This window comes from Azotobacter bryophylli (assembly GCF_042643485.1).
Classification (GTDB): domain Bacteria; phylum Pseudomonadota; class Gammaproteobacteria; order Pseudomonadales; family Pseudomonadaceae; genus Azotobacter; species Azotobacter bryophylli.
In genome coordinates this window covers 354,785-374,852 of record NZ_JBHRSJ010000035.1, presented here as the reverse complement: position 1 = coordinate 374,852, position 20,068 = coordinate 354,785, and the positions used below count along the sequence as shown (strand labels likewise).

At 62.4% G+C, this 20,068-nt stretch carries 25 protein-coding genes and 1 pseudogene; 5 read left to right on the top strand and 21 right to left on the bottom strand.

The features are described from left to right. Positions 1–159: 159 nt before the first annotated feature. The 21 genes from ACFOJE_RS20940 to ACFOJE_RS20840 form a co-directional block, all read right to left on the bottom strand. Positions 160–2,448, bottom strand: a complete 2,289-nt coding sequence (locus ACFOJE_RS20940) for a portal protein (protein ID WP_377816922.1) — start codon at positions 2,446–2,448, stop codon at positions 160–162. Between the two features lie 8 nt (positions 2,449–2,456). After that, complete coding sequence (locus tag ACFOJE_RS20935; RefSeq protein ID WP_377816921.1) at positions 2,457–4,052, bottom strand: terminase; 1,596 nt, start codon at positions 4,050–4,052, stop codon at positions 2,457–2,459. A gap of 2 nt (positions 4,053–4,054) precedes the next feature. Beyond that, positions 4,055–4,612: a terminase small subunit gene (locus tag ACFOJE_RS20930; RefSeq protein ID WP_377816920.1), complete on the bottom strand. Its 558-nt coding sequence runs from the start codon at positions 4,610–4,612 to the stop codon at positions 4,055–4,057. Between the two features lie 2 nt (positions 4,613–4,614). Next, on the bottom strand, positions 4,615–5,418 hold the full coding sequence (locus tag ACFOJE_RS20925) for a Gp49 family protein (protein WP_377816919.1): 804 nt from the start codon (positions 5,416–5,418) through the stop codon (positions 4,615–4,617). 112 nt (positions 5,419–5,530) lie between these two features. Next, positions 5,531–7,447 (bottom strand): YncE family protein, encoded by a 1,917-nt coding sequence (locus tag ACFOJE_RS20920; protein ID WP_377816918.1) that lies wholly within the window; start codon positions 7,445–7,447, stop codon positions 5,531–5,533. Then, positions 7,444–7,893: a hypothetical protein gene (locus ACFOJE_RS20915; RefSeq protein WP_377816917.1), complete on the bottom strand. Its 450-nt coding sequence runs from the start codon at positions 7,891–7,893 to the stop codon at positions 7,444–7,446. The genes ACFOJE_RS20920 and ACFOJE_RS20915 overlap by 4 nt, the downstream gene beginning before the upstream one ends. Further along, positions 7,884–8,495, bottom strand: a complete 612-nt coding sequence (locus ACFOJE_RS20910; protein WP_377816916.1) for a hypothetical protein — start codon at positions 8,493–8,495, stop codon at positions 7,884–7,886. Before ACFOJE_RS20910 ends, ACFOJE_RS20915 begins: the two co-directional genes overlap by 10 nt. Positions 8,496–8,869: 374 nt before the next feature. Continuing rightward, positions 8,870–9,241, bottom strand: coding sequence for a hypothetical protein (locus tag ACFOJE_RS20905; RefSeq protein WP_377816915.1), 372 nt, complete (start codon positions 9,239–9,241; stop codon positions 8,870–8,872). Beyond that, positions 9,238–9,732, bottom strand: a complete 495-nt coding sequence (locus ACFOJE_RS20900) for a lysozyme (RefSeq protein ID WP_377816914.1) — start codon at positions 9,730–9,732, stop codon at positions 9,238–9,240. Before ACFOJE_RS20900 ends, ACFOJE_RS20905 begins: the two co-directional genes overlap by 4 nt. Next, positions 9,729–9,980: a hypothetical protein gene (locus ACFOJE_RS20895; protein WP_377816913.1), complete on the bottom strand. Its 252-nt coding sequence runs from the start codon at positions 9,978–9,980 to the stop codon at positions 9,729–9,731. The genes ACFOJE_RS20900 and ACFOJE_RS20895 overlap by 4 nt, the downstream gene beginning before the upstream one ends. Before the next feature lie 548 nt (positions 9,981–10,528). Continuing rightward, positions 10,529–10,831 (bottom strand): hypothetical protein, encoded by a 303-nt coding sequence (locus tag ACFOJE_RS20890; RefSeq protein ID WP_377816912.1) that lies wholly within the window; start codon positions 10,829–10,831, stop codon positions 10,529–10,531. Continuing rightward, positions 10,828–12,204 (bottom strand): replicative DNA helicase, encoded by a 1,377-nt coding sequence (locus ACFOJE_RS20885; protein WP_377816911.1) that lies wholly within the window; start codon positions 12,202–12,204, stop codon positions 10,828–10,830. The genes ACFOJE_RS20890 and ACFOJE_RS20885 overlap by 4 nt, the downstream gene beginning before the upstream one ends. Continuing rightward, the gene (locus tag ACFOJE_RS20880; protein WP_377816909.1) at positions 12,201–13,019 is read right to left on the bottom strand and encodes an ATP-binding protein; all 819 of its coding nucleotides are present in this window, start codon (positions 13,017–13,019) and stop codon (positions 12,201–12,203) included. Before ACFOJE_RS20880 ends, ACFOJE_RS20885 begins: the two co-directional genes overlap by 4 nt. After that, positions 13,003–13,770: a helix-turn-helix domain-containing protein gene (locus tag ACFOJE_RS20875; RefSeq protein ID WP_377816908.1), complete on the bottom strand. Its 768-nt coding sequence runs from the start codon at positions 13,768–13,770 to the stop codon at positions 13,003–13,005. Before ACFOJE_RS20875 ends, ACFOJE_RS20880 begins: the two co-directional genes overlap by 17 nt. Next, the gene (locus tag ACFOJE_RS20870) at positions 13,767–14,594 is read right to left on the bottom strand and encodes a transporter (RefSeq protein WP_377816907.1); all 828 of its coding nucleotides are present in this window, start codon (positions 14,592–14,594) and stop codon (positions 13,767–13,769) included. The genes ACFOJE_RS20875 and ACFOJE_RS20870 overlap by 4 nt, the downstream gene beginning before the upstream one ends. Then, positions 14,591–14,752, bottom strand: coding sequence for a hypothetical protein (locus tag ACFOJE_RS20865; RefSeq protein ID WP_377816906.1), 162 nt, complete (start codon positions 14,750–14,752; stop codon positions 14,591–14,593). Before ACFOJE_RS20865 ends, ACFOJE_RS20870 begins: the two co-directional genes overlap by 4 nt. Further along, a complete protein-coding gene (locus tag ACFOJE_RS20860; RefSeq protein WP_377816905.1) occupies positions 14,749–14,982 on the bottom strand; it encodes a hypothetical protein in 234 nt (77 codons plus the stop codon). Before ACFOJE_RS20860 ends, ACFOJE_RS20865 begins: the two co-directional genes overlap by 4 nt. Further along, positions 14,975–15,253 carry a hypothetical protein gene (locus ACFOJE_RS20855; protein ID WP_377816904.1) on the bottom strand — a complete coding sequence of 93 codons (279 nt, stop codon included), beginning with the start codon at positions 15,251–15,253 and terminating at the stop codon, positions 14,975–14,977. Before ACFOJE_RS20855 ends, ACFOJE_RS20860 begins: the two co-directional genes overlap by 8 nt. Continuing rightward, on the bottom strand, positions 15,250–15,549 hold the full coding sequence (locus tag ACFOJE_RS20850) for a hypothetical protein (protein WP_377816903.1): 300 nt from the start codon (positions 15,547–15,549) through the stop codon (positions 15,250–15,252). Before ACFOJE_RS20850 ends, ACFOJE_RS20855 begins: the two co-directional genes overlap by 4 nt. Then, positions 15,546–15,866: a hypothetical protein gene (locus tag ACFOJE_RS20845; protein WP_377816902.1), complete on the bottom strand. Its 321-nt coding sequence runs from the start codon at positions 15,864–15,866 to the stop codon at positions 15,546–15,548. Before ACFOJE_RS20845 ends, ACFOJE_RS20850 begins: the two co-directional genes overlap by 4 nt. 380 nt (positions 15,867–16,246) lie before the next feature. Continuing rightward, on the bottom strand, positions 16,247–16,528 hold the full coding sequence (locus ACFOJE_RS20840) for a transcriptional regulator (RefSeq protein WP_377816901.1): 282 nt from the start codon (positions 16,526–16,528) through the stop codon (positions 16,247–16,249). A 96-nt stretch (positions 16,529–16,624) separates the two neighbouring features. Between ACFOJE_RS20840 and ACFOJE_RS20835 the strand changes: the two genes are divergently transcribed. From ACFOJE_RS20835 to ACFOJE_RS20815, 5 genes and pseudogenes are all read left to right on the top strand, one after another. Beyond that, positions 16,625–17,485 (top strand): S24 family peptidase, encoded by an 861-nt coding sequence (locus ACFOJE_RS20835; protein WP_377816900.1) that lies wholly within the window; start codon positions 16,625–16,627, stop codon positions 17,483–17,485. A gap of 36 nt (positions 17,486–17,521) precedes the next feature. Continuing rightward, positions 17,522–18,244 (top strand): annotated as a pseudogene (locus ACFOJE_RS20830) (endonuclease); the annotation flags it as partial. Positions 18,245–18,274: 30 nt separating this feature from the next. Next, positions 18,275–18,451, top strand: coding sequence for an excalibur calcium-binding domain-containing protein (locus ACFOJE_RS20825; protein ID WP_377816952.1), 177 nt, complete (start codon positions 18,275–18,277; stop codon positions 18,449–18,451). Positions 18,452–18,463: 12 nt separating this feature from the next. Then, positions 18,464–18,931, top strand: coding sequence for a DUF6932 family protein (locus ACFOJE_RS20820; protein ID WP_377816899.1), 468 nt, complete (start codon positions 18,464–18,466; stop codon positions 18,929–18,931). Further along, complete coding sequence (locus tag ACFOJE_RS20815; RefSeq protein ID WP_377816898.1) at positions 18,916–19,881, top strand: hypothetical protein; 966 nt, start codon at positions 18,916–18,918, stop codon at positions 19,879–19,881. The genes ACFOJE_RS20820 and ACFOJE_RS20815 overlap by 16 nt, the downstream gene beginning before the upstream one ends. Positions 19,882–20,068 lie beyond the last annotated feature (187 nt).

Sequence of the window (20,068 nt, the reverse complement as noted above, 5' to 3'; positions counted from 1 at the left end):
ATCGCCGTGGCCGCATGGGGGTTCATGGACGCCCAGCAGGGGCCAGCTGCCAGGCATTCGGCGGGCGCCTTGCCTGCCGATGCGTGGCGAACTTATGTGACTGGCGGGGGTACGCAAGCGCGCCGGGTATGAAAAAGCCCGCACTCGGCGGGCCTTTTCTCACTGCAGGTTGTCAGCGGGGGTTGGTGTCTCGATGCCGTGCATGGGCGAGGCGCCATGCTGCGGAACCGGCGGGAATGCCGGGCTGGTGTTGTGGTGCACGCCCGGCGCTTCCACCGGCTGGGCTCCGGCTGACGCCTCAACCGGCACGCTTCCCGCGGGCTGGGGACCGGCCGGCGTCGGGAAGTTGGGATCGTCGCCCCCCGGGTTCGGCGCCCGGTAGCCGGCCCCCTCCATGACGGCATCGGCGATCGGCGCAATCTGCGGCATCTGCGCCACCTGAACGCCGGCCTGCATGGCGCTGTAGGAGGCCTGCACGCCGGTCTGCACGGTGTTGGCGTCCAGATTGCGGATCTCCGATTCGGCCTTGCGCTCTTTCAGGTCCAGCTCGCGGGCCTTGAGGTCGTTGCCGGCCTTGGCCAGGGCATCCTGCACGGCCTGGTTGATACGCTGCTGGATCTGCTCCGGGCTCTCCTGCTGGGCTGCAGCGCGCACCGCCTCCACCACGTCTTTCTTGAACGGCACGTCCATCAGCGAGACGAGGAACGGCAGGACCGCCGCCTGGTACTGCGGCGGCAACGACTTGACCGCCTCGCTCATGGCGTTGAGCTGCTGGCCACGGTAGCTGGCGGTGCTCGGCACGTCCTCCAGCGCGACCTTCAGGCGGGTGCGCTGCAGGTCGTTGGACAGGTAGGGAATGCTGGTATGCGGGTCCACCTCGGGCCGGTTCAGCACCACGGTGCGATCGGCGCGCACGGCGTCGCCTTCGATCACGATGACGTGCTGCTGCTCGCCCAGCTCGTCGACGATCATCGCCAGCAGCATCTCGCCGACCAGGGAGCGGGCGAAGCGGAAATTGTCCATGATGCGGGCCAGGCTCTGGTTGCTCTGCTCCACCTGAGTCTGCTCCTGCAGACCGCTGCGGGCCGTGCCCTCCTTGCCCATGAAACCGGACGTCACCGCCGACACCCGCTGGATGGACTGCCGGCCGTCCTGAATCAGCTGGAAGTGCTGGGAGTTGAGCTGGAAGTCGCGCTTGACCTCGAACCGGGCGCCCGGCTGCGCCATGTGCGCGGCGTCCAGCACGATATCGGCATCCACCCGGGCGACCTGCCGGCGGAATTGCGCGTCCGACATGGCCACTGCGCCCTTGGTGCGCTCGGTCCTGACCGCTGCCATGCCCCAGCGCAGCTTGCTGATCCCGCTGTTCACGCTGTCCTGCGGGTAGACCATCCCGCGCACATAGCCATAGGGCACGCTGGTGGTGTCCTCGCGGAAGCCCCAGAACGGCACATAGGGGAAATGCTGGTGGGTGTAGGGGCTGGGACCATCATGCAGGCAGATCGGGCCGAGCCAGTAGCTGCGCCGCACCCGGGCGACCACGGCGAGGGAGACCTCGACCTTGCCGCTGAGGACCGCGGCATTGTGGGCCGGATTATTCTCGTCGTACTCCACCACGCGCCCGTCCGGGCTGCGCAGGACCGGCACGTTCACCCAGCGCCGGTACCAGACCTCGGCCAGGCAGATGTCCTTGTTGGTCGGGTTGTACCAGCGGTCCTCCTGCACGGTCCAGTTGCGGGCATCAGCCCAGGCATTGTGCAGGCCAGTGGAGGTGCCGCCGTCCAGCAGCTCGATGCCGCGCTCGGCCCACCAGCTCGGCCCGTGAGTGCCGATCGCCTCGATCACCTCCTTGTGCTCGGGGAACACCAGGGCAATGCGCTCCTTGGGCAGCCAGCGCTGCCGCCGCAGCCAGCGGGCATCGGACAGGTCCGGCTCCTGGGCCTTGAAGTCCCAATGCATCTCGTTGCGATGGATCATCCCGCAGCGATAGGGGTACTTGAAGGGATCGGTTTCCTTACGCACCTCCACCCAGCCGATACCGACGGCGATCTGCGAGCGGAACGCATCGGAGCATGCGCGATCGGCCCGGCTCTCGCGCTCGGCCTCGTTGAGCTTGTAGTTCAGGGCGTCCGCCACATCCTGCCCGCCGATGCCGCCGCTCGGGGTCACGCGCCAGTCGGTACGGATGGTGGCTTCATAGCCCTGGATCGACAGCAGGGCCGGGCCGATCAGATCCTCCACGGCCGGCGGAATGCCGAGCGCCTGCTGCCGCTTCAACAGCTCGGAATCGAGCTGGTTGCCGTCCGCGTACTCCATCTCCTTGTCGGCGGTGTGCCGCCACTTGGGCTGTTCCTCGATCTCCCGCATGAATTCGGCGTATTCATCGACGGTCAAGGCCAGTTCGTCAGCCTGGCCGGTACTGGGTTGCGTGCTAGTCATGGCGTCCATGATGGTCCTCAAACTCGCCAGTCGGGTGGCGGGGCTTCGTCGTAGTCGTAGCTGTAGGCGGAGCTGGACAGCAGGCCTGTCTCTTTGGCCTGTGCATACTGCCGGAAGGAGTCGGCGCCCTCGGTGCAGCCGTTGGATTTGTCGGGCTGGTCGATGAAACGCTGGTCTGCCCGACTGAATTTCTTGCGATAGCCCTCAAGCCGCTGGATACCCAGCTTGCAGTTGGCCTCGTCGATGTAGCAGCCCTTCATGTGCTTGCGGGTGGCATGAATCCCCGTCATCAGTTCAGTGACCAGGGGCACGATGATGAAGCGCTGCCCGGGCATCAGGATCTGGAGCATTTCCATGGTGCTGCGGTTGTAGTCGCCCAGGCGCTTGTGGTTGGCATCGTGTGGAAGGAAGTGGGTACCGAACACATAGCCGCGGGCCTGCAGCTGGGCAACGTAGTGACGCAGATCCTCGCCATGGGCCTCGTAGTAGTCGATGAATCGATCCTCGCCGCGCAGATCCTGATGAAACCAGATGGCGCAACCATCCGAGTTTCCGATGTCCCAAAAGGTGTTGACCGGCAGATCCAGCACGGGGACGCGGGTAATGCCGCCACGTTTGCGCATGGCCGGCATGTCCTTGGCGTAGTAGTTGCCCTCGGTGCTGATCTGGAAGGCCTCGGCCGGCGTGCTCGGGTACTCCTGCCACATGCGCTCTTCCTTGCCGGTGAAGTCGGCATTGCGGGTTGCGATGTACCAGGCGCGCTGCTCGGGACCGATGGTGCACTCCATCACCCCCTCGATCCGGTCGAAGTATTCGTGCTCATCGATGGATATCGGGACGGAACCGGCCGGCAGGCGGTATTTGGGTTCCTCCCACCAGGGGTAGAAGTGAAAGCGGTAGTCCTTCGGCGTGAGCTCCTGCTTGCTCTGGTACTTGGCCTCGGCCTGCTGCACCATTTCGAAGAACTCGCCCTCCCGCCCTTCGGCGGTGCTCTCGATGACGAGAACGCCGTTGGTGGGTACCGCCGGGATTGAGCCGGTCTGGACCTCGGCCGCCTTATCCGGGTACTTGGCACAAATCTTTCCGTATTCGGAGACGTGCAGACGGTGAATCGTGCCCGAGCGCAGGGACGTCGCCACGCGCACGGAGCTGTTGTTGTGGGCGAACAGCAGTTCCCGGGCACTGTCTCGGGCCAGCGGGAAGCGCTCGCGGATCTCATCGGGCAGGTTGTCGTAGGCGAACCGCACCTTGTCGCGGAAGATCGCCTCCACGGCCTCGCGGTCCTGGGCGATGATCCCGCAGCGCTGGTTGGCGTTGAACAGGGCATGATCCAGCCACAGAATGGCGATCAGGGTAGTGAATCCCAGCTGCCGGGCCTTGAGGATCAGGTTGCGATGCCAGAGGCGCTTGATGAATCGCCGCTGCGCCCGGTTGGGCTGGAACGGCATCACCATGGCCTCGGCCTCTTCGTCGTCATCGTCCCCCTTGACCATGATCTTGTAGAGGCAGCCGGAGAACAGCCGCCACTCGGGATCGGCCAGGCACCGCTCAAGCTCCTCGGCGGTGGTGGGCATCGTCTGTAACGGGATATCGCTCGACACACGCAAGGCCATGCTCAGTCCTCGTCGTGGTCCGGGTCTTGCGCTACCGGGGCAAAGCCGTTGCCGTTGCTGCTACAGACGCGCTCCAGCAGGCTGGCGAGCGGGTCGGTCTTCTGCTTGTTGTCCCGCTCGTACAGGCCCAGGTGCTTCGCCGCTTTCTCCAGCGCAGAGCCCTTGTCCCAAAAGCGGTACTTGATCGTCCCGTCCTTCTCGATATCGATGCCGGAGATACAGGCGGCCGTGTCGGCATCCAGCTCGTGCAGCTTCTTGAGGCGGCCATCCTGATGCACCAAGCGACGCGGGTCATTCAGCGCCAGGCGTCGGATTTCCAGCAGCACATCGGCCGCAGAGAGAACGGCGACCTCAGCCGCCGCCCCCTGCAGTTCGCTGATGCGCTCGGCTACGCGCTCATTGCTTAGCAGTCTTGCCGCATTGGTGTGGACGCTCTCGGCCTTCATGCGCGCAGTGCTGTACGCACGCCGGTAGGCTTCCGAGGCGTTCCCCGTCACGACATAGGCCTCGGCGAAGAGCTCTTGCTTCTGCGTCAGGCCACGCTGCGTTGCTGCCGCCATGCTTACTGCAATCCCACGTCCTGCCGGCCTGCCAGCGTGGCCTCATAGATCCGCTGCTTGAGTAGATATCCCTCCAGCGGCCAAATTTTCTCGATAGCCTTCTCTCGGGCATAGGTGCGCCCTTTTTCCGCATTGAAGTTGTCGAGGCTGGCACAGGCCGACTCGCCGATCACGTTGAAGCCGTTGCGCAGCTCCAGGCAGCAGACGGTAACCGTGGTCCCGGGAATGACGTGGTACTGCGCCGAGACAATCAGGTTCTCGATTTGCTCGAGGGTTACAGTTGGACTGGCACTGTCAGTTTGCGGGCCGGGCGAGCATTCGCCAGAGCACAGTTTCGCGCTAGCCTTGATGGCCGGCAGACCTCCTGCCGCGGGCTGTTCACCTGCAGCGCCGCCCAGCAGTTGCTCGGCCCGCTGGATCATCAGGCCGGCCAGGCGCTTAGCACCGCCGTCAGAATCGTTGGCAAGGAAGAGCTCCTTGGCACTAAAGGCCAGTCTGCACGCCTCGTCCATGGCGTTCTGGTCGATGGTATTGGACTTGGCGGCCTGCCCTTTCTGGTAGGGCATCCATTCGGCATAGGAACCGGCACCGGGAGTCGCATCGTCATCCTGCAGCAGGGTGACACTGGTCAGGGAGTAGCCCATGCCGTTCTGGTCGATCACAAACAAATTGACCATCCGATCGCTGTGAACGTAGGCGATCGTTGCAGCCAGCGGCTGCTCGGAATCCGAGTAGGCAAAGTTCGGCGGCAGGGTAATGCCGTTGGGGTGGAACCAGACAATGCGGCCGGGGGTGGGGTGAATCATGGTGGCGCTCCTTGGTTGGGATGCGCCGGAACCTATGTGACTGCCTGGCCTGGTCAAGGCAGTAGACATGAAAAAGCCCGCACGCGGCGGGCTCTTGAACGGTCCTTGTCCCCTACGATGACGGGAACGGGGTCACGGTCACGGCCACGTCCTGGCTGAAGGTGGCGCACTGGCCGCCGCTGATCGCCGCAATGGTGGCGTCCGCGCGCTTGCTCCAGTCGGAGACGTTGTAGCTCAACACGCTCGGCGTCATGTTAGGGTCGGAGAGCGTCAGGACTTTGCCATCCTGGCTGAACGATAGCCTGGAGTATGGATAGGTCGGGAGTGCAGCCGGGCCAGCGAGCTTGTCGCCGGTGAGGTTGTTGTAGATCAGCAGGTACGGCGCCGAGGCCACCGACACCGCCACCAGCTCCCCGTTCGGGCTGTACGCGACCGCCACCGCATTGGACGCTGGCAGCGTAGCGAACGGCATGGACTTGTACACGCCCGAGTTGGGGTCCAGCGCGTAGGTCGACAGGTACGGGGCCCCGCCGTGTGCTACAGAGAACATTTCATCGTGCGGATCGAAGGCGATCGCGTTGGCGTACCCAGGCAGTGCCGTGTCCACCGCCGGCTTGGCCGCCCAGGTAGCCGTGTCATAGATCGCGAGGTACGGGGTTTCAGCGATATCAAGGACGACGGTATTTCCAGCCGGGTTCACGGCAATAGCAGTTGGCGCCGCCGATAGCGCAGGTCCTCCCGTTGCCGCCCAGGACGCGGTATCAAATACCGTTAGGTACGGGCTGGCCGAATGAATGACGTACAGCCGCCCACTGTTCGGGCTGAACGCCACGTCAGTGATCATTTCGTCTCCGTTGCCTGCCCACTCAGCCAGCAGTTTCCACCCCTTCACCCGGAATACGGATAGGACGTGGGTCAGAGGGCCGGATGCGCTCTCGCGGGCCAGCGCAATCATCGTCCGATCAGGGCTCACTGCGATCTTGAGCACCTTCGTGCTCACCAGCGCCGGCAGCACGATCTCGCTCCAGTCGCTCGGGCTGAACGCCCGCAGATACGGGGAAGCGCCGACGCCGACGTACAGGGCGCTCGGCAGGCTGTAATCGGCCAGCCGGCCGGAGAGCGTCCAGATGTTCTCGGCGATGCGCTTGAGCTTGGCCACCCCGTAGCGTTCCGCGATCCGTGGGTCGCAGTCCCCGGGCAGGCGCAGCGTCACGCCACTGCCCGCGGCGAACTTGACCGCGCCCGCACCGGCCTGCTCGATCTCCAGCTCGGCATTAGCAGCCCAGCCGCCCGTCGCCTGGTCAGCGATGGTCAGCACCGCCGGGTCCGCCGTCTCGGATACCAGATAGCTGCTGTCATGGCTGCTGGTCAGGCTCACGGCGGTCGCAGTCGAGGTGGCCACCGCACTGTTTCCCCCGCCGCCGCCACTGCTGCCGCCCTCGGCAATGGCCGCCAGCTTGGTCTTCTCGGCATCGGTGAAGGGATTGGTATCCGCGTTCGCCTCGTACAGCGCCTTGACCTGGGCGGCAGTGAGGCTGGTCGCGCTGGCCTGCGGCTTCCAGGCCGCATCGCTGGCGTCCCATAGGTAGCGCATCACGTCGGCGCCGGCACCAGCATCCACGTCCGCATAGTCGCCTGCGATCGGCGAGGCCACGCCGGCCTGCAGGGATGCCAGGTCAACGAACGTCCCCTTGAAGCGGCTGCTCTCCAGGCCGGCGAGCTTGGTTTTCTCGGCAGTGGTGAAGTCGTTGGTCGACAGGCCCTTGCCGTCTACGGCGTTCACCTTCGTCGCTAGGGCCTGGGTCATGGCCTGGGTGGTGACGAAATCCGCGTGGTTGTAGGTCTGCTCGTGCGCCTTGACGGCCGCCGCTCCGGCGCCGCCCTTCTCCACCAGCACCCAATCGGCGGCGGAGGCGGTCCCCTTCGCCATGTACTGGTCGCCGCTCTCGGTGTCGGTGTAATGGGCGGTGAGGCTGGGGGGCACAGAGGTGGGCGCGCCTGCTCCCTGTACGATGTGCTGGACGGTCATGTTGCTGCTCCAGTGGTTAGAACTTGATTGGTGCCATCGGTGAGAAGGTTGCCGCTGGCATCGGTCAGGGCATTGGCGGGAACAGACGGGGTAGTCCCCTGCTCCAGGGCGGCGACGCGAGACGACAGCGAGGCGATCGAATCGGCCTGGCTGGCGAGCTTGGTGTTCTGCGAGGCGTCGGATTGCTGCAGGGCGGCGAGCTGCTGGGCCTGTGCGGTGAGCGCCTGCTGCAGGGCGGCGATGGCTTGGCCCTGGCTGGCGACAGTCCCGGCCAGCGCCTCAACGAGGCCCGCGGCGGTGCCCGCGGGATCAGCGCCCACGTCGGCGGCCTTGAGCACGACGGCGCCCGTCTGGCCGTTCACCGACTCGACGCCGCCCGACCGGCCACGGAGGCCGCCGCTACCGACGATGACGCCGCCGCTGCGCTGGATGACGATCAGGCCCATACCGTCACCTCCGGGGCGATCACCACCCGGCTCGGGCCGATCACGGCGACCACGGCGCCATCGGGCCGAATGGCCTCCAGATCGTAGGTGCCGCTGCTCCAGGCGATCGCCGCCGTCTGGCCCGCATCCAGGCCGATGACAAAGGCGCTGTTGGCCACGTCCACCTCGATCGTGCCATCCGCCTGGTCGGCCGGGTCGGAGCTGAACGACAGCAGGACAGCGCCGCCGATGCGGTCGCGGATCTGCATGCGGGCCTTCCAGCCCTCCAGATCGGCAGGCCTGGGATAGACCAACACGCCCGGCGGCGCGAAAGCCCTGGCGCCCACCATGTCCAGCTGGTCGAACTCCAAGGTATCGGCGTCAACGACGAGGGGCGTCCAGTATTCGCCCTCGGGCGTGTTGAGCTCGGCCGGCGCGCGTGTGCGCTCGATGCGCACGGCCCAATTGTCCGGCACGCCGTGGCCGGTTACGGTCAGGCGCACCGGGGCCTTGCTCGGCATGGCAGTGATGTCGCGGTAGACCAGCTGCTCGTCGTGGTAGCCGAACGACTGCGCCAGGGTCTTACCCTTGGTAATGGTCAGGTCGAAGGTGGGGGCGGTCATGCTGGCACTCCGGTAGGAATGCCGCGGAACCTATGTGACTGCCTGGTAAGCGCAAGATGGCCATGCAGATCCGGAGGGGATATGACCTTAGTAAAAACTGGGTGCGATTGTATTGGAGTGACGGCTTTACGCTTGGTGTAAAGATGGCAGTTGAAGACTTGTTGCTGAGGAGAAGAGTGGCTGCCTTTCTCGGCACAAATAAAAACGGCGAGGGGTCAGCCTCGCCGTGCCTATCTACGCGGTTGGTCTAATGCTTGCCGCTTCCCTGCCTCAATGCCTTGACCAGCCCGTTATGCAGCGTCCGGCATTCCTCATACTGGCCGGCAAGGGCGATGTCGGCTTTCACCACGTCTCCCATAGGGGCGGTACCGTCCTCAGCGGCCGGGATCGCCTCCATCGGCGGGCACTCCTGCAGCAGCCCCTCGTCCATCTGCTCCGCTCCGCGCTGTGTTGAGCAGCTGCATACCATCAGCAGGCACACGGCAATTGATATAAACCGGATCACGGAGAACCTCCTTCGTGGCCTTCTGGTAGATGGTCCGCTGCTCGATGCGGATATTCCCGATCGCGCTCAGCGTCTTCCGGGTCACGTCGGCGACCAGGGCGCGCTGGTGTTCCTGCTGCTGGACCTTGACGAGCTCCGCGCTGTCGGCCTGCCAGTTGCGGATCTGCCAGCCACAGGCGAAGCCGGCGCCGGCCAGGCCCGCATAGGCCAGCAGGCGCAGTCCATCCACGGGGAAGATCATTGCTGTGCGCTCATGCACTGCTGGTAGACGCGCTGACGGTCAGCCCATAGCCCGGAACAGACCCGGTTTCCAGGCTTGGAGCAGTCGTAGCCATTCGAGAACTTGAACAGCAGGATCGCCTGGCAGGCGCCGCGGTAGTCCTCAGCGTTCAGCCGCTTGACGACGGTCGAGCCGCAGAACGCTCCCGGGCCGATGTTGTGCGCCAGGGCCAGGTAGGCGTCGTACTCGGCCTGATAGAGCGGGACGTGAACGCACTGTTTGACTGCCCCCTCGAACTCCGTCACCTCGCGCAGGCTGCGGTTGATCGCAGCGACCGGCGTGATGGTGTCTCCCATCCGCACGCCGGAGGTCGAGCCAAAGCCGATAGTCGGCAGGGATTCGCCACGGGTCGGGTCCGGGTAGGCCTCGGGGCTGAAGCCCTCGCGGGTCAGGATACCGGCGAAGGCCGCTGCACTGATGGTCAGCGCAGCGATGGCGATTCGACCCTTCATTTCGTGCCGACCTCCTCCTGCTGGTTTATCGCCTCCTGCAAGCGCGAGGCTTTACGGAAGCGAAGTTCGCGGCGCAGTAGGAACGCCAACTGCACCAACACATAGAGCGCGGTCAGGGCGCTAACGATGATGCTGGCCTGGTCCGCCAGGCTCGGCCCGCTGGTAAGCACGACGCCGCTGGCGGCAACGGCCGGCGCGGATTTACCCGCCTCGATCAGGACATTCGTGGTGCTGGTGTTATCGCTCATTGGGTACTTCCTATGCTGGGGTCGATGATCGGCTCCGCATAGGAGCCCATGCAGTGCCACGGCGGACGCTATGTGACTGCATGGGCCAGACAACCCTCTTCGACATATCGGGAAAGCCAGCAGGACGACAGCCCCCTGATCGCCACATCGCTCTTCCGGACCTCACAGACTGCAGGCCTGGCGGTATCCATCCCGGCACCAGCCATCCATCCACCGAACCCTGCGAAGCCCTGGGCGCAGCGCCTCTCGCCAGCTGTTGCCCCTCATTCGGCGCATTTTCACGGTCTGCCACTTGAGTCCACGCAGCATGGCCCACTCCCCGGCGGTGCGAGTCACGCCGTCAATGGTGATCGGCGTACCAATCGCGCATGTCTCTCGAACCCGCGCCACCTCAACGGTCGTCAGGTCCAGCGTCAGTTGCTGCTCGCAGAAATACTGTCTCGTCCGCCACCGCATGCGATGCCCTCCCCGAAGGTTTCACCCCTCAAGTGAGAGGTGATAACATTGCCCTGCAGCGGGCGGCCTTACCTTCGGGGGGGTCGCTTTTTTTATGCCCGTGAATCAGACGGTCCAGCCTCTGCCGTCTTCGGCCTCACTCCAAACAGATCGCGCAGCAAACGATCGGCCACCTTGTTCTTCGCATTACCCTCCTGCAGCCAGGACTTGCCATAGTCGTGAAAGCTGAGACTCGTCCGGCTGGCGTGCCAGCTGGCAACGATGTCCAGCAGGGTGGCCAGGGCCAGCGGGCCGCCGATCGTCACCTTGGCCAGTTCTTCACCCGCGATCTTGAGGAACTGGCGCTCCAGGGCGGTCATGCTCTTGCGCGGCAATGCCGCTGTTACCTTACTCATGCGGTCTTTCTCCCCTTGAACTTGCTGGCGAAGGTGCGGCCCATCTCGACCTCCTCCTGACTGACTTCCCGCGGGCCGGCGAGATTGACGAATCGGTGATAGGCGCCCTGGTGCTGGACGAAGCAGCTCCCCACCGGGCCGTGGCGGTTCTTGTCGACGATCAACTCCGTGACCCCGTTCTGCCCGGCCTCGCTTTCCATGTCGCGATGGACCAAGATCACGATGTCGGCATCCGCCTCGATCTGTCCGGAGTCGCGCAGGTCACTCTTGGTGGGCTTCTTCCCAGGCCGGCTGGTCGATCCCCGGTTGAGCTGCGCCAGCAGCACGATCGGCACCGCCAGCTCCTTGGCGAGCCGCTTGATCCCCCTGCTGATCTCCGTCACGTCCTGATAGCGGCTGCCCGACTTCTGGTCTGCCTCGATCAGGCCGATGTAGTCGATCACCACCACATCCAGGCCATACTCGCGCTTCACCGATCGCGCGATGCGCCGGATACCGCGGAGCGTCAGCGAGGCGTCGTCGCAGATGATCAGCGGGGCGTCCTTGAGCCGGGAGACGGCCGAGGTGATGCCGGTCCAGTCCCCGTCCTCGAGTGAATGCCCCTCGTTGATCCGCTTGAGCGGAACGGTGCCCGCCGCGGCGATGGAGCGGTTCACCAACTCCACGTCCGTCATCTCCAGGCTGAACACCAGCGCCGGACGTTGGTGCTGGACCGCAATGCGCTCGGCAAACCCCAGGCCCAAGGTGGTTTTACCGAGGCCCGGGAGGCCGCCAACCACCACCAGGTGCCCCGGGCAAAGCCCCGGCACCAGCCCATCCAGATCGGTCAGTCCGGTGTCGTGTCCGAGAATCACCTGCCGGTTGAAGCGGGCATCGATTCCGTCGACGGCCGCCGGGAGGATCTCGCCGATGAAGCGGTACTCCTTGCGGGCGGTCGTCCCCTCGGCCTCGAGCTCCACCCAAGCCTGCTGCCCGAAGGCGAGCACCTCGTCCAGCGACAGGCCCTCCTCCATGCGCTGCTTGATCTGGTCGGCGGCCGCCACCACCTTCCGAGCGACGGAGCGCTGCTTGACGATCTTGGCGTAGGTTTCCCAATTCGCCGTGCTCGGGGTATTGCTCGCGATGGTGCCTGCCACGAAGAGCGTGCGCTCGCCGCAGGCCAGCATCGGCTTCTGCTCGGACAGGGTCACCACGTCGACCGGCAGGCTCTGCTCGTGACAGGCCCGGATCAGCTGGAACAGCTCCTGGCAGACCGGATCGTAGAAGTCGCCCACCACCAGGCGCTCAGTCACCGCCTCGATCAGTTCGGCCTGCAGCAGCATGGCGCCGATGACGCCGTACTCCGACTCTTCGCTGTAAAGATCCACCCTCATGCACGCCTCCGGAGCGATTCCCAGGTGAATCCCGCCCTCAGGCCGCCGCCCTGGCGCAGGCGATCGAGGGCGCGATCGCCGATGTACTTGGCCAGATCCGCGGCGCACAGGTTGGAGATCAGGATGGTCGGCAGCACCGACTGGTAGCGCCGGTCGATCACCTCATGCAGCAGGCCTCGCTCGTACTCCGTGCCCGCCTGGGCGCCGACCTCGTCCAGCACCAGCAGGTCGAAACCGGCCAGCTCGTTCAACACGTCGCGCTCGGTGTAACCGGCCTTGCGGTCCATCGCTTCCTTGGCGACGCGGATCACCTCGCCGGCCGTGGTGATCACCGCCGCCGCCAGATGCTGCCGAATCAGCGCCTGAGCCATGGCACTGGCCAGGTGGGTTTTCCCGGTACCGACATTCCCCAGCAGCAGCAGGCAACGGCCGGCAGCGTAGTGCTCTTCGAACCGCTCGACGTACTGCCGGCAGGTTTCTAGCGCCGTGACCATGGCCGCGTTACCACCGTCCGTGCGGTAGTTCTCCAGCGTGCACTCGCGGAACCGCGGACTGATCCCCGAGCCGACCAGCAGCGCATTGACGCGCTCAGCGCGTTTCATGGCTGCCGCCTGGGCACGGGCATCGCTCCCGATCGGAGCAAGATTCAGGGCCTCCCAGAGGCATTTCGGACACCCTTGCCGCCGGTAGGAGCCGTCGAACTGCTCGACCTCGGCGGCCATGTAGCCACCGTGCCCCGGTACCGGGCAGATGGTCAGCAGCACGTCGCGCTCCACCACTTCCGGACGACGGGTGAAGTTAAAATTGCGGGCCATCGGAGCCTCCCTGGTACATCTCGGGGGTGTGCTGGGGCAGGTTGGTGTAGGCCGACGGTTGTCCCGCGGCAGCCCCCGGCTTGAGATCGTCTTCCCAGCGCTCGCCGTTGAGCCAGGAGCTGGCCAGCGGGATGTACTGGCCGCCGTGCTTGATCCAGTCCTGCGAGGCACAGTGCCTCCCCAGGGCAGCGATCAGGGTCTGCTGGAGCTCGGTGCTCGGCTTGAGTTTCGTCCAGGCCTTGAGCGCGTCCTTGCGCTTGACCTTCTTCGGGTACAGCGTCCAGAACCGGTCGAAGTCGGACAAAGACGGTTCATTGACGGGTAAAGGACGGTTCAAGGACGGATTGGGTGCAGCTCCTGCACCCCGTTCTGTCTTCGTTTGCACCCCGTCCTGTCGTGAGCTGCACCCCGGTGCGTCTTCATTTGCACCCCGCTCGTTACGGCATGCAGCTCCTGCACCCCGCGCCATGACGATGTCGTACACCACCGGGCGACGGTCATGGCGGTCGATGTGGGCGGCAGCGATCGCCTGGTTACCCCTGACGATCACGCCCGCCTCCTCGAGCGAGTCGAGCTTGTAGCGGACGGTCCGCTCGGAGAGCCCGGTGTCGTCGCTCAGGCTCTTCACCGAAGGGAACGCCGCCTTGCCGTCCTTGTCGGCGTAGTTGGCCAGGCACAACAGCACGTGGCGCGCCGTGGCATCGCTGACGACCTTCTGTTCCAGGGCCCAGGTCATGGCTTGTACGCTCATTGCCGGCCTCCCAGGGCGAACTTGGCATGGGTGAATTTCCCGTCCCAATCCGCCTTCATGGGCAGCGCCTCCTGCAGGTACAGCTCGTGCAGACGGGCCGCACCCTTCTGGAGCAGCACCAGCGTGTACTTCACGAAGGGACTGCCGCCCTCCTTCTCGATGCTGATCACGCCCTCGGTCAGGTACTTGTCCCTAGCCCTACTAGACACCCGGTACTTGGCCGACCGCTCCGGGTCGCGCTCCGCGTCGTAGATCCAGCCGATGGCCAGAAGCGCGCCATTCACCTGCTGGGTATTCACGCCGTTGAGGCGCTTGCAGAACTGCGTCGGCGTCATGCCGGCCTGGAAGACCGACTCCAGGCTCTCGATCCGCAGGGCCTTCTGCTGGTTCTCCAGCATCAGCTGGGCGTTCTGTTCCTCGAGATCGGCCGCCAGGCGCAGGGCCTCGGCCCGGGTCTGCGGGACGGTGAAGACGGCCGCCAACTGCTGCTCCAGGGCGGTCATGTGATCGAATACCGCCGCCTGCAGCTCGTAGCTGTAGGACATGGCCATCAGGCAGGACTCGCGCTTGGGGAAGCGGTAGCCCTTGCGAGGACGCCCATAGCGGTCGGGGAGATCGGCTGAAAACTTAGCCGATGTCTCTGCGCCTAAAACTTCTGGAACCTTCGCCAGAAAATTCTTATGCAGCAGTGTCGGATGTTGCGTTGACGGAAACTCAGCCCCAGCCAGCTCGGCCTGCTGCCTGCGGTGGCCGTTGATGAAGTCGACCAGTTCCAGGCTGGTCATGGTGACGGCGCCTCCGCCGATGGCGGTCAGATCACTCACAGCGAATCCTCCCCAGCGGCTTTCAGGTCGTTCTCAGGCCACGCCCGCTCGACCTCGAACGGGTTGTGCCAGTTGTCCGCGTTGTAGGTGATCGCCCCAAACGAACCAGCGTGGCTGCTCAGCCAACGCTTCTGCTGCCTCTCGCTCTTCTGGCTCATACCGGAACCCCCAGCTTGTTCAGCAGGGTGGCGAGGTCGTTTCCAGCGACCTGTGCGATGGTGATGATCGAGAAGTGGATGGCATCCACCTCGGTCGTACTCATGCGCGGTCCAGCGTCAGAGCCCTCGAAAGCGAGATCCTCGTGAACCGCCTTGGCCAGGCCGATGATGGCGGTGATGCAGTTCTCGACCTGGTCGGCCAGTTGCTGGATGTCGGTGCGCTCAGTCATTGGCCACCTCCTCGCCCTCGAAGGCGGCGCGCACCAGGGCGGTTGCGCTCTCCAGGGCATGAAGCACCAGCACCACCTGGCGAGAGACGTTTTCCTCATCGACGATGTTCAGCAGGCCACCGCGTGCCGCGTCCAGCAGATCGAGCGCGCCGTCCAGCGCCAGATCGGCATCGATGTTCTGAACCGTGCAGAGCACATCGGTGTTGCCCTTCTTCGCCAGATCAGCCGGCGGGGTGGCACGGAACGTGATTCCGAGGGTAGTCCTGCTCATGGCTTAACCCTCTTGTTCAGTTGGGTGTTGGCGGAGTCGAGCAGCGCCCTTGCTCCCTCCAGCAGGAAGGACAGGCAATAGGCGGACTGCTTCGCATCTTCCGGAGTGCCATCGACAATCAAGCGCGTCAGGTGCTCACAGCCGGCGAGCAGGTTGCTACTGCCGTCCAGACAGTTCTCTACGGTGAGCCCTGCCACTGGCGCGAACTGGGTTTCGCAGCAAATTAGGGGGGTAAACTGCTGGATAGAGGCAGCGGAGACCTTAGCCTCCAGCGCTGAGCTGGTAGCGACTGTCATGCCTCACCTCCTTGAAGCTCAAGGGTCCTCGCCCCTGCTTCGAGCGCGCGCCGGCGATCACTTGCCGCCGTGCCCATGTTTTCCAGTTCAAGGAGGGTGTCGCCGAGTTCTTCCAGCAGCCAGCCGAGGCCATACGCCTCGCTATGGCTCAACTCTTCTTCGCCGGCCAGTTTGGCCATGATGGAGCCAATGGCCGAAATACCGGCAGCCAGGTTATGGCGAGCTATGGAAACGGACGTCATCCTTGACTTAACCCAATCAAGCTCGGCGGTGGAGGTTGGCGTAACGGTCTGAATCAGAGAGGAAAGCGCACTCATTTAATCTTCCTCGCATTCAGATCCAGCTGAGCATTTGCAGATTTACTCTGTTGCGTCACAACATCTGTGGTGTTACTTTTCAACTGCGACATTTTTCGCTCCGTTTAAAGCGATGAAGTACAAGCCGCTCTTTGCAGAGAGCGGAGTTGATGAACCCGGCTTGCAGGCCGGGTTTTTTGTGCCTGGAAGATAAAGGGCTATCCCCTTGATCTAAGGTGGTTGATGAGTACGTGTGCGCATATCCGAACTGGCGAAAAAGCGATTGGATTTAACATGCTGTTCGGACGTTTTTATGGTTATGCACTGCCCTGTTTTTCCGCGCATGCGTTTAGATCCCTCTCTGGTGCTGGAGGCCAGCAGTACTGGATAGATCATCAGCATTACTGACCACCTACCGAGGAGCCGACCTGAGTACTATCGTTCGCTTCAAGGTCGGCGGAGCTCATATCGGCATCCGCCCAGGGGAACGATGGGCAAAGATCTCTCCGGCTTACCTCTCCCTCGGTCAAGCGCTCAATTTCAACTGCTCTTGCGGCAGGAATGGGCCTAGTACCAGAGCACCATTGGCTGACAGTTGGCTTTTTCACAGAAAGGCGTCGCGCAAGCTCTGCCTTGCTGCCAAGCAGTTCCGCCGCCTTGCGCGCGGACACTGAAGGGGTCATGAGATTTCTCCGGTGAAAGCTCATGACAAAATAAGGCATTGGCTAACTAATGACAAGCCATTGCCTAATCAGCGGAATGTAAGGGCATATTAGGCAATGCTTACTGGACCAGAACTCGGAGCTGCTATTGATGCGGCTCGAAAAAAAAAGAACATCACCAAGAAGGCCCTTGCGGAAGCCTTCCAGGTTGCCGCGCCGTCTGTTCAGGGCTGGGTGACCACCGGAAGAATCGACAAGTCAAAGCTGATTGAGGTCATTAGGTTCTTCTCGGACGTTGTTGGACCGGAGCACTGGGGCTTGAGCAAAAATGACAATGACCTCCTGCTCATCTCAGTCGAGCAGCCTGCCGATGAGATAAAAGCTGCGGAAACCTCTGCAGATTTAGTACTCAAGATGCTTGAAAAGCACGGGAAGAGCCTGTCAGGCGATGCGCGGAAGAGGATCATGGCCGCTGTCGAGGAGGCTCCTGTCGAGGTGAAGGCAAAGACAGGAAACGTCATCACTGCGGACTTCTCTCGCCCAGGGCTTGTTGGCGACGAAATCAGCCTGGCACACTACGACGTGCGCGGCGCCATGGGCGGCGGCCAGCTGCCGGCCGACTACGCCGAGATGCTCTGCGACGTGAAGGTCAGTCAGCAGCGCCTGCGCGAACTGGGCGTCACGTTTAGCGACCCGAACTACCTGAAGGTGGTCACCGGGTGGGGGCAGTCCATGGAGCCCACCATCAGGCATCGCGACCCGCTGATTGTCGACGTCAGCATCAGAGAATTTACTGGCGACGGGATCTATCTCTTCACCTGGCAAGGACATCTCTACATCAAGCGGCTACAGGTGCAGGACGAAGACCACTTCGAGATGATCTCGGACAACGCCATGCACCGCACCCGACTCATCCGCATAGACGAGACCTACATCCACGCCCGGGTGTTACTGGTCTGGAATGCACACCTGCTGTAAGCCTCACGCATCAACAACACTCTGCAAGGAAGCATTATGCGATCGCTGTACGCATTTCCTCTGCTGCTCGCTTTCCTCTCCCCGTTTGCCGGCGCTTTCCAGGCTACCGAGGCGCCCCGCACGTTTGCCGAAGCCAAGAAGATCGCCTGGAAGATCTATGCCGAGCGGCCGGTCGACTTTTACTGCGGCTGCAAGTACCAGGGCAACCGCATTGACCTCGCGAGCTGCGGCTACGTGCCTCGCAAGAATGCCAACCGGGCCGAGCGCGTCGAGTGGGAACACATCGTTCCGGCCTGGGTGATCGGCCATCAGCGCCAGTGCTGGCAGAACGGCGGCCGCAAGAACTGCACGGCCAACGACCCGGTGTTCTCCGCAGCCGAGGCCGATCTGCATAACCTGGTGCCGGCGGTGGGCGAGGTGAACGGCGACCGCAACAACTTCGCCTACGGGATGCTGGCCGAGAAACCGACCCAGTACGGCGCCTGCCCCATGGTGGTCGACTTCAAAGCGAAAACGGCGATGCCGCCGGAAACCGTCCGCGGCGCGGCTGCCAGGGTCACCCTCTACATGGCCGACCGCTACAAGCTGCGTCTCTCCAGCCAAGATCGCCGGACCTACGAGGCATGGAATCGGCAGTACCCGGTCAGCGAATGGGAGCGGTGGCGTAACCAGGCTGTTGGCTGCGTCATGGGCTGGGGGAATCCCTACGTGGGGAATGTCGATCTGTCCAATTGCTCGAGCAAGCAAAGTCATGCAGCCCTTGCGGCGCCTACCGAGGCCCCTTCGCTAATCAGGGCGAATTACACGACCTCGCCGGCCGAAGCCGACGGCTTCAGCTGCGCTGCACGGAAAACGTGCGGGCAGATGACGAACTGTGCCGAGGCCCGGTTTCAGCTGGAGCAGTGCGGGAATCGGAGGCTGGATCGGGATGGGGATGGGGTGCCGTGTGAAAGTATTTGCCGCTAGAAGGAGTTAGATTTGGCTATTCCTCCATTGGACCATAGAGGACTGCTCCCTCGAGGAGAGCATCCTTGTAGATTTGTGGAAATTGAGCAGATTTTCCTGCACAGCGCATATCGTATAGAGCTATATACCCATGTCAGATCATTCATTGATGGGCCCTTGCGCCAAGCTGCGACGGGCTTACGATTATTCTTGGGTGGAAGTTTTTTTTCCGACAAACCGTATCCTGCTGACATTGAAGCAACGGTATGCTTGCCAGCTTTGCCCCAGGCTAGGTTCCTAGCAGTCATGGGGGTATTTTCCTTACACGAGCACTACAAACAGCAAAACAAAGTAGACTTCTATCCATCTATTCAGATGCCTGGGCAGAGCGATTTCGTAAAGTTTTTCCAGTACGTAGGACCAAAAACGGCCTCATTAAAAGGTCTCGACGAAAAAGCAGGACGCGGAGTCGTGGAGGTGATCGAATGGGAACTTGGGTAGAGCAAGTACACGGTAGAGCAGCTGTCTTTCTTGATCAACTAATGGCTTGGAAGCAAGCAGAAGCCGAGGCAAAAGTTGATATATCTACCGCCATCGAACAACTAAGGAAAATGGTTGAGAGCATTTATGCAGAAGAAATGCCGTTAGCCAGAATTCTTGACTCATCTGACTTGGTATTACATGCCGAGGGCCCATCCACATCTACAAACTCACCAGGGCTACATGCATTTAATTGGCTTTGTACTTCCGCAGAAAAACAAATACGAACTCTAGCGAAGTCAATATTCGAAATTTCTGATTTCGATTCTAAAGTACTATATAGAAAGCTCGACATACGCTTCTCAGGATTTGCCCCAGGAAGCATTTATGCTGGATTTTCCATATCTGAAATAGAGTCAATCTTGGGAAGCAATGAACCAGAAACGGTATACAACACAATTAAGTCTGCAGTAAGACAACTGCCGGTAATCCCTGAGTATATTGGCGATGAAAAGATAAGCCACGGCATCTCTGAAATCATGCCAGACCCTGCTTTGAGAGACGCAAGCTTAGAGGCCGTATTTAATCTTTCTCCATCTGGACGCGCCGGCATACATACGATTGATATATCGTCGCCAGACACCAGAAAAAATGCATTAACGACAAAGGAGAGAGTTGTACTAAGAGAGGCCTTATTAAAGCCTATTTCACGGCAAAAGCGATTCGGTCGTTTTGTGGGAGAGGTCCGTGTAATTGACTTAGATGCTGGCCGCTTCCAGCTCAGAAATATATCAGGAGTTGGAAACCTACGCTGCGTGATGCCGGAGGTATCTGGAGAGCTTGGCAAAAAGATACTAGGATGTCATGTCTGCGTTGAGGGTGAATATGAAAGCGATCCATCCGGAAAGCCAAGACTAATGTTCGCCTCCCGCATTATTCCAGCTGCAATCCCCGAGCAGACCTCACTCTAAAGTAGAGCCCCGCCCAGCGCGGGGCGGGGCTTCTCATTTTCCTAACGCCAACATGACGAAACGTTCACACCGCAGCCCCTAATCTACAAGGGTCGTGATGTTCCAGTTAGCCCCGCTCCCCCAGCGGGGCTTTTTGTTTCTGCCTTTCCCCCAGGAGCTCCTCTGCGATAGCATTTTGTCTCCAGCA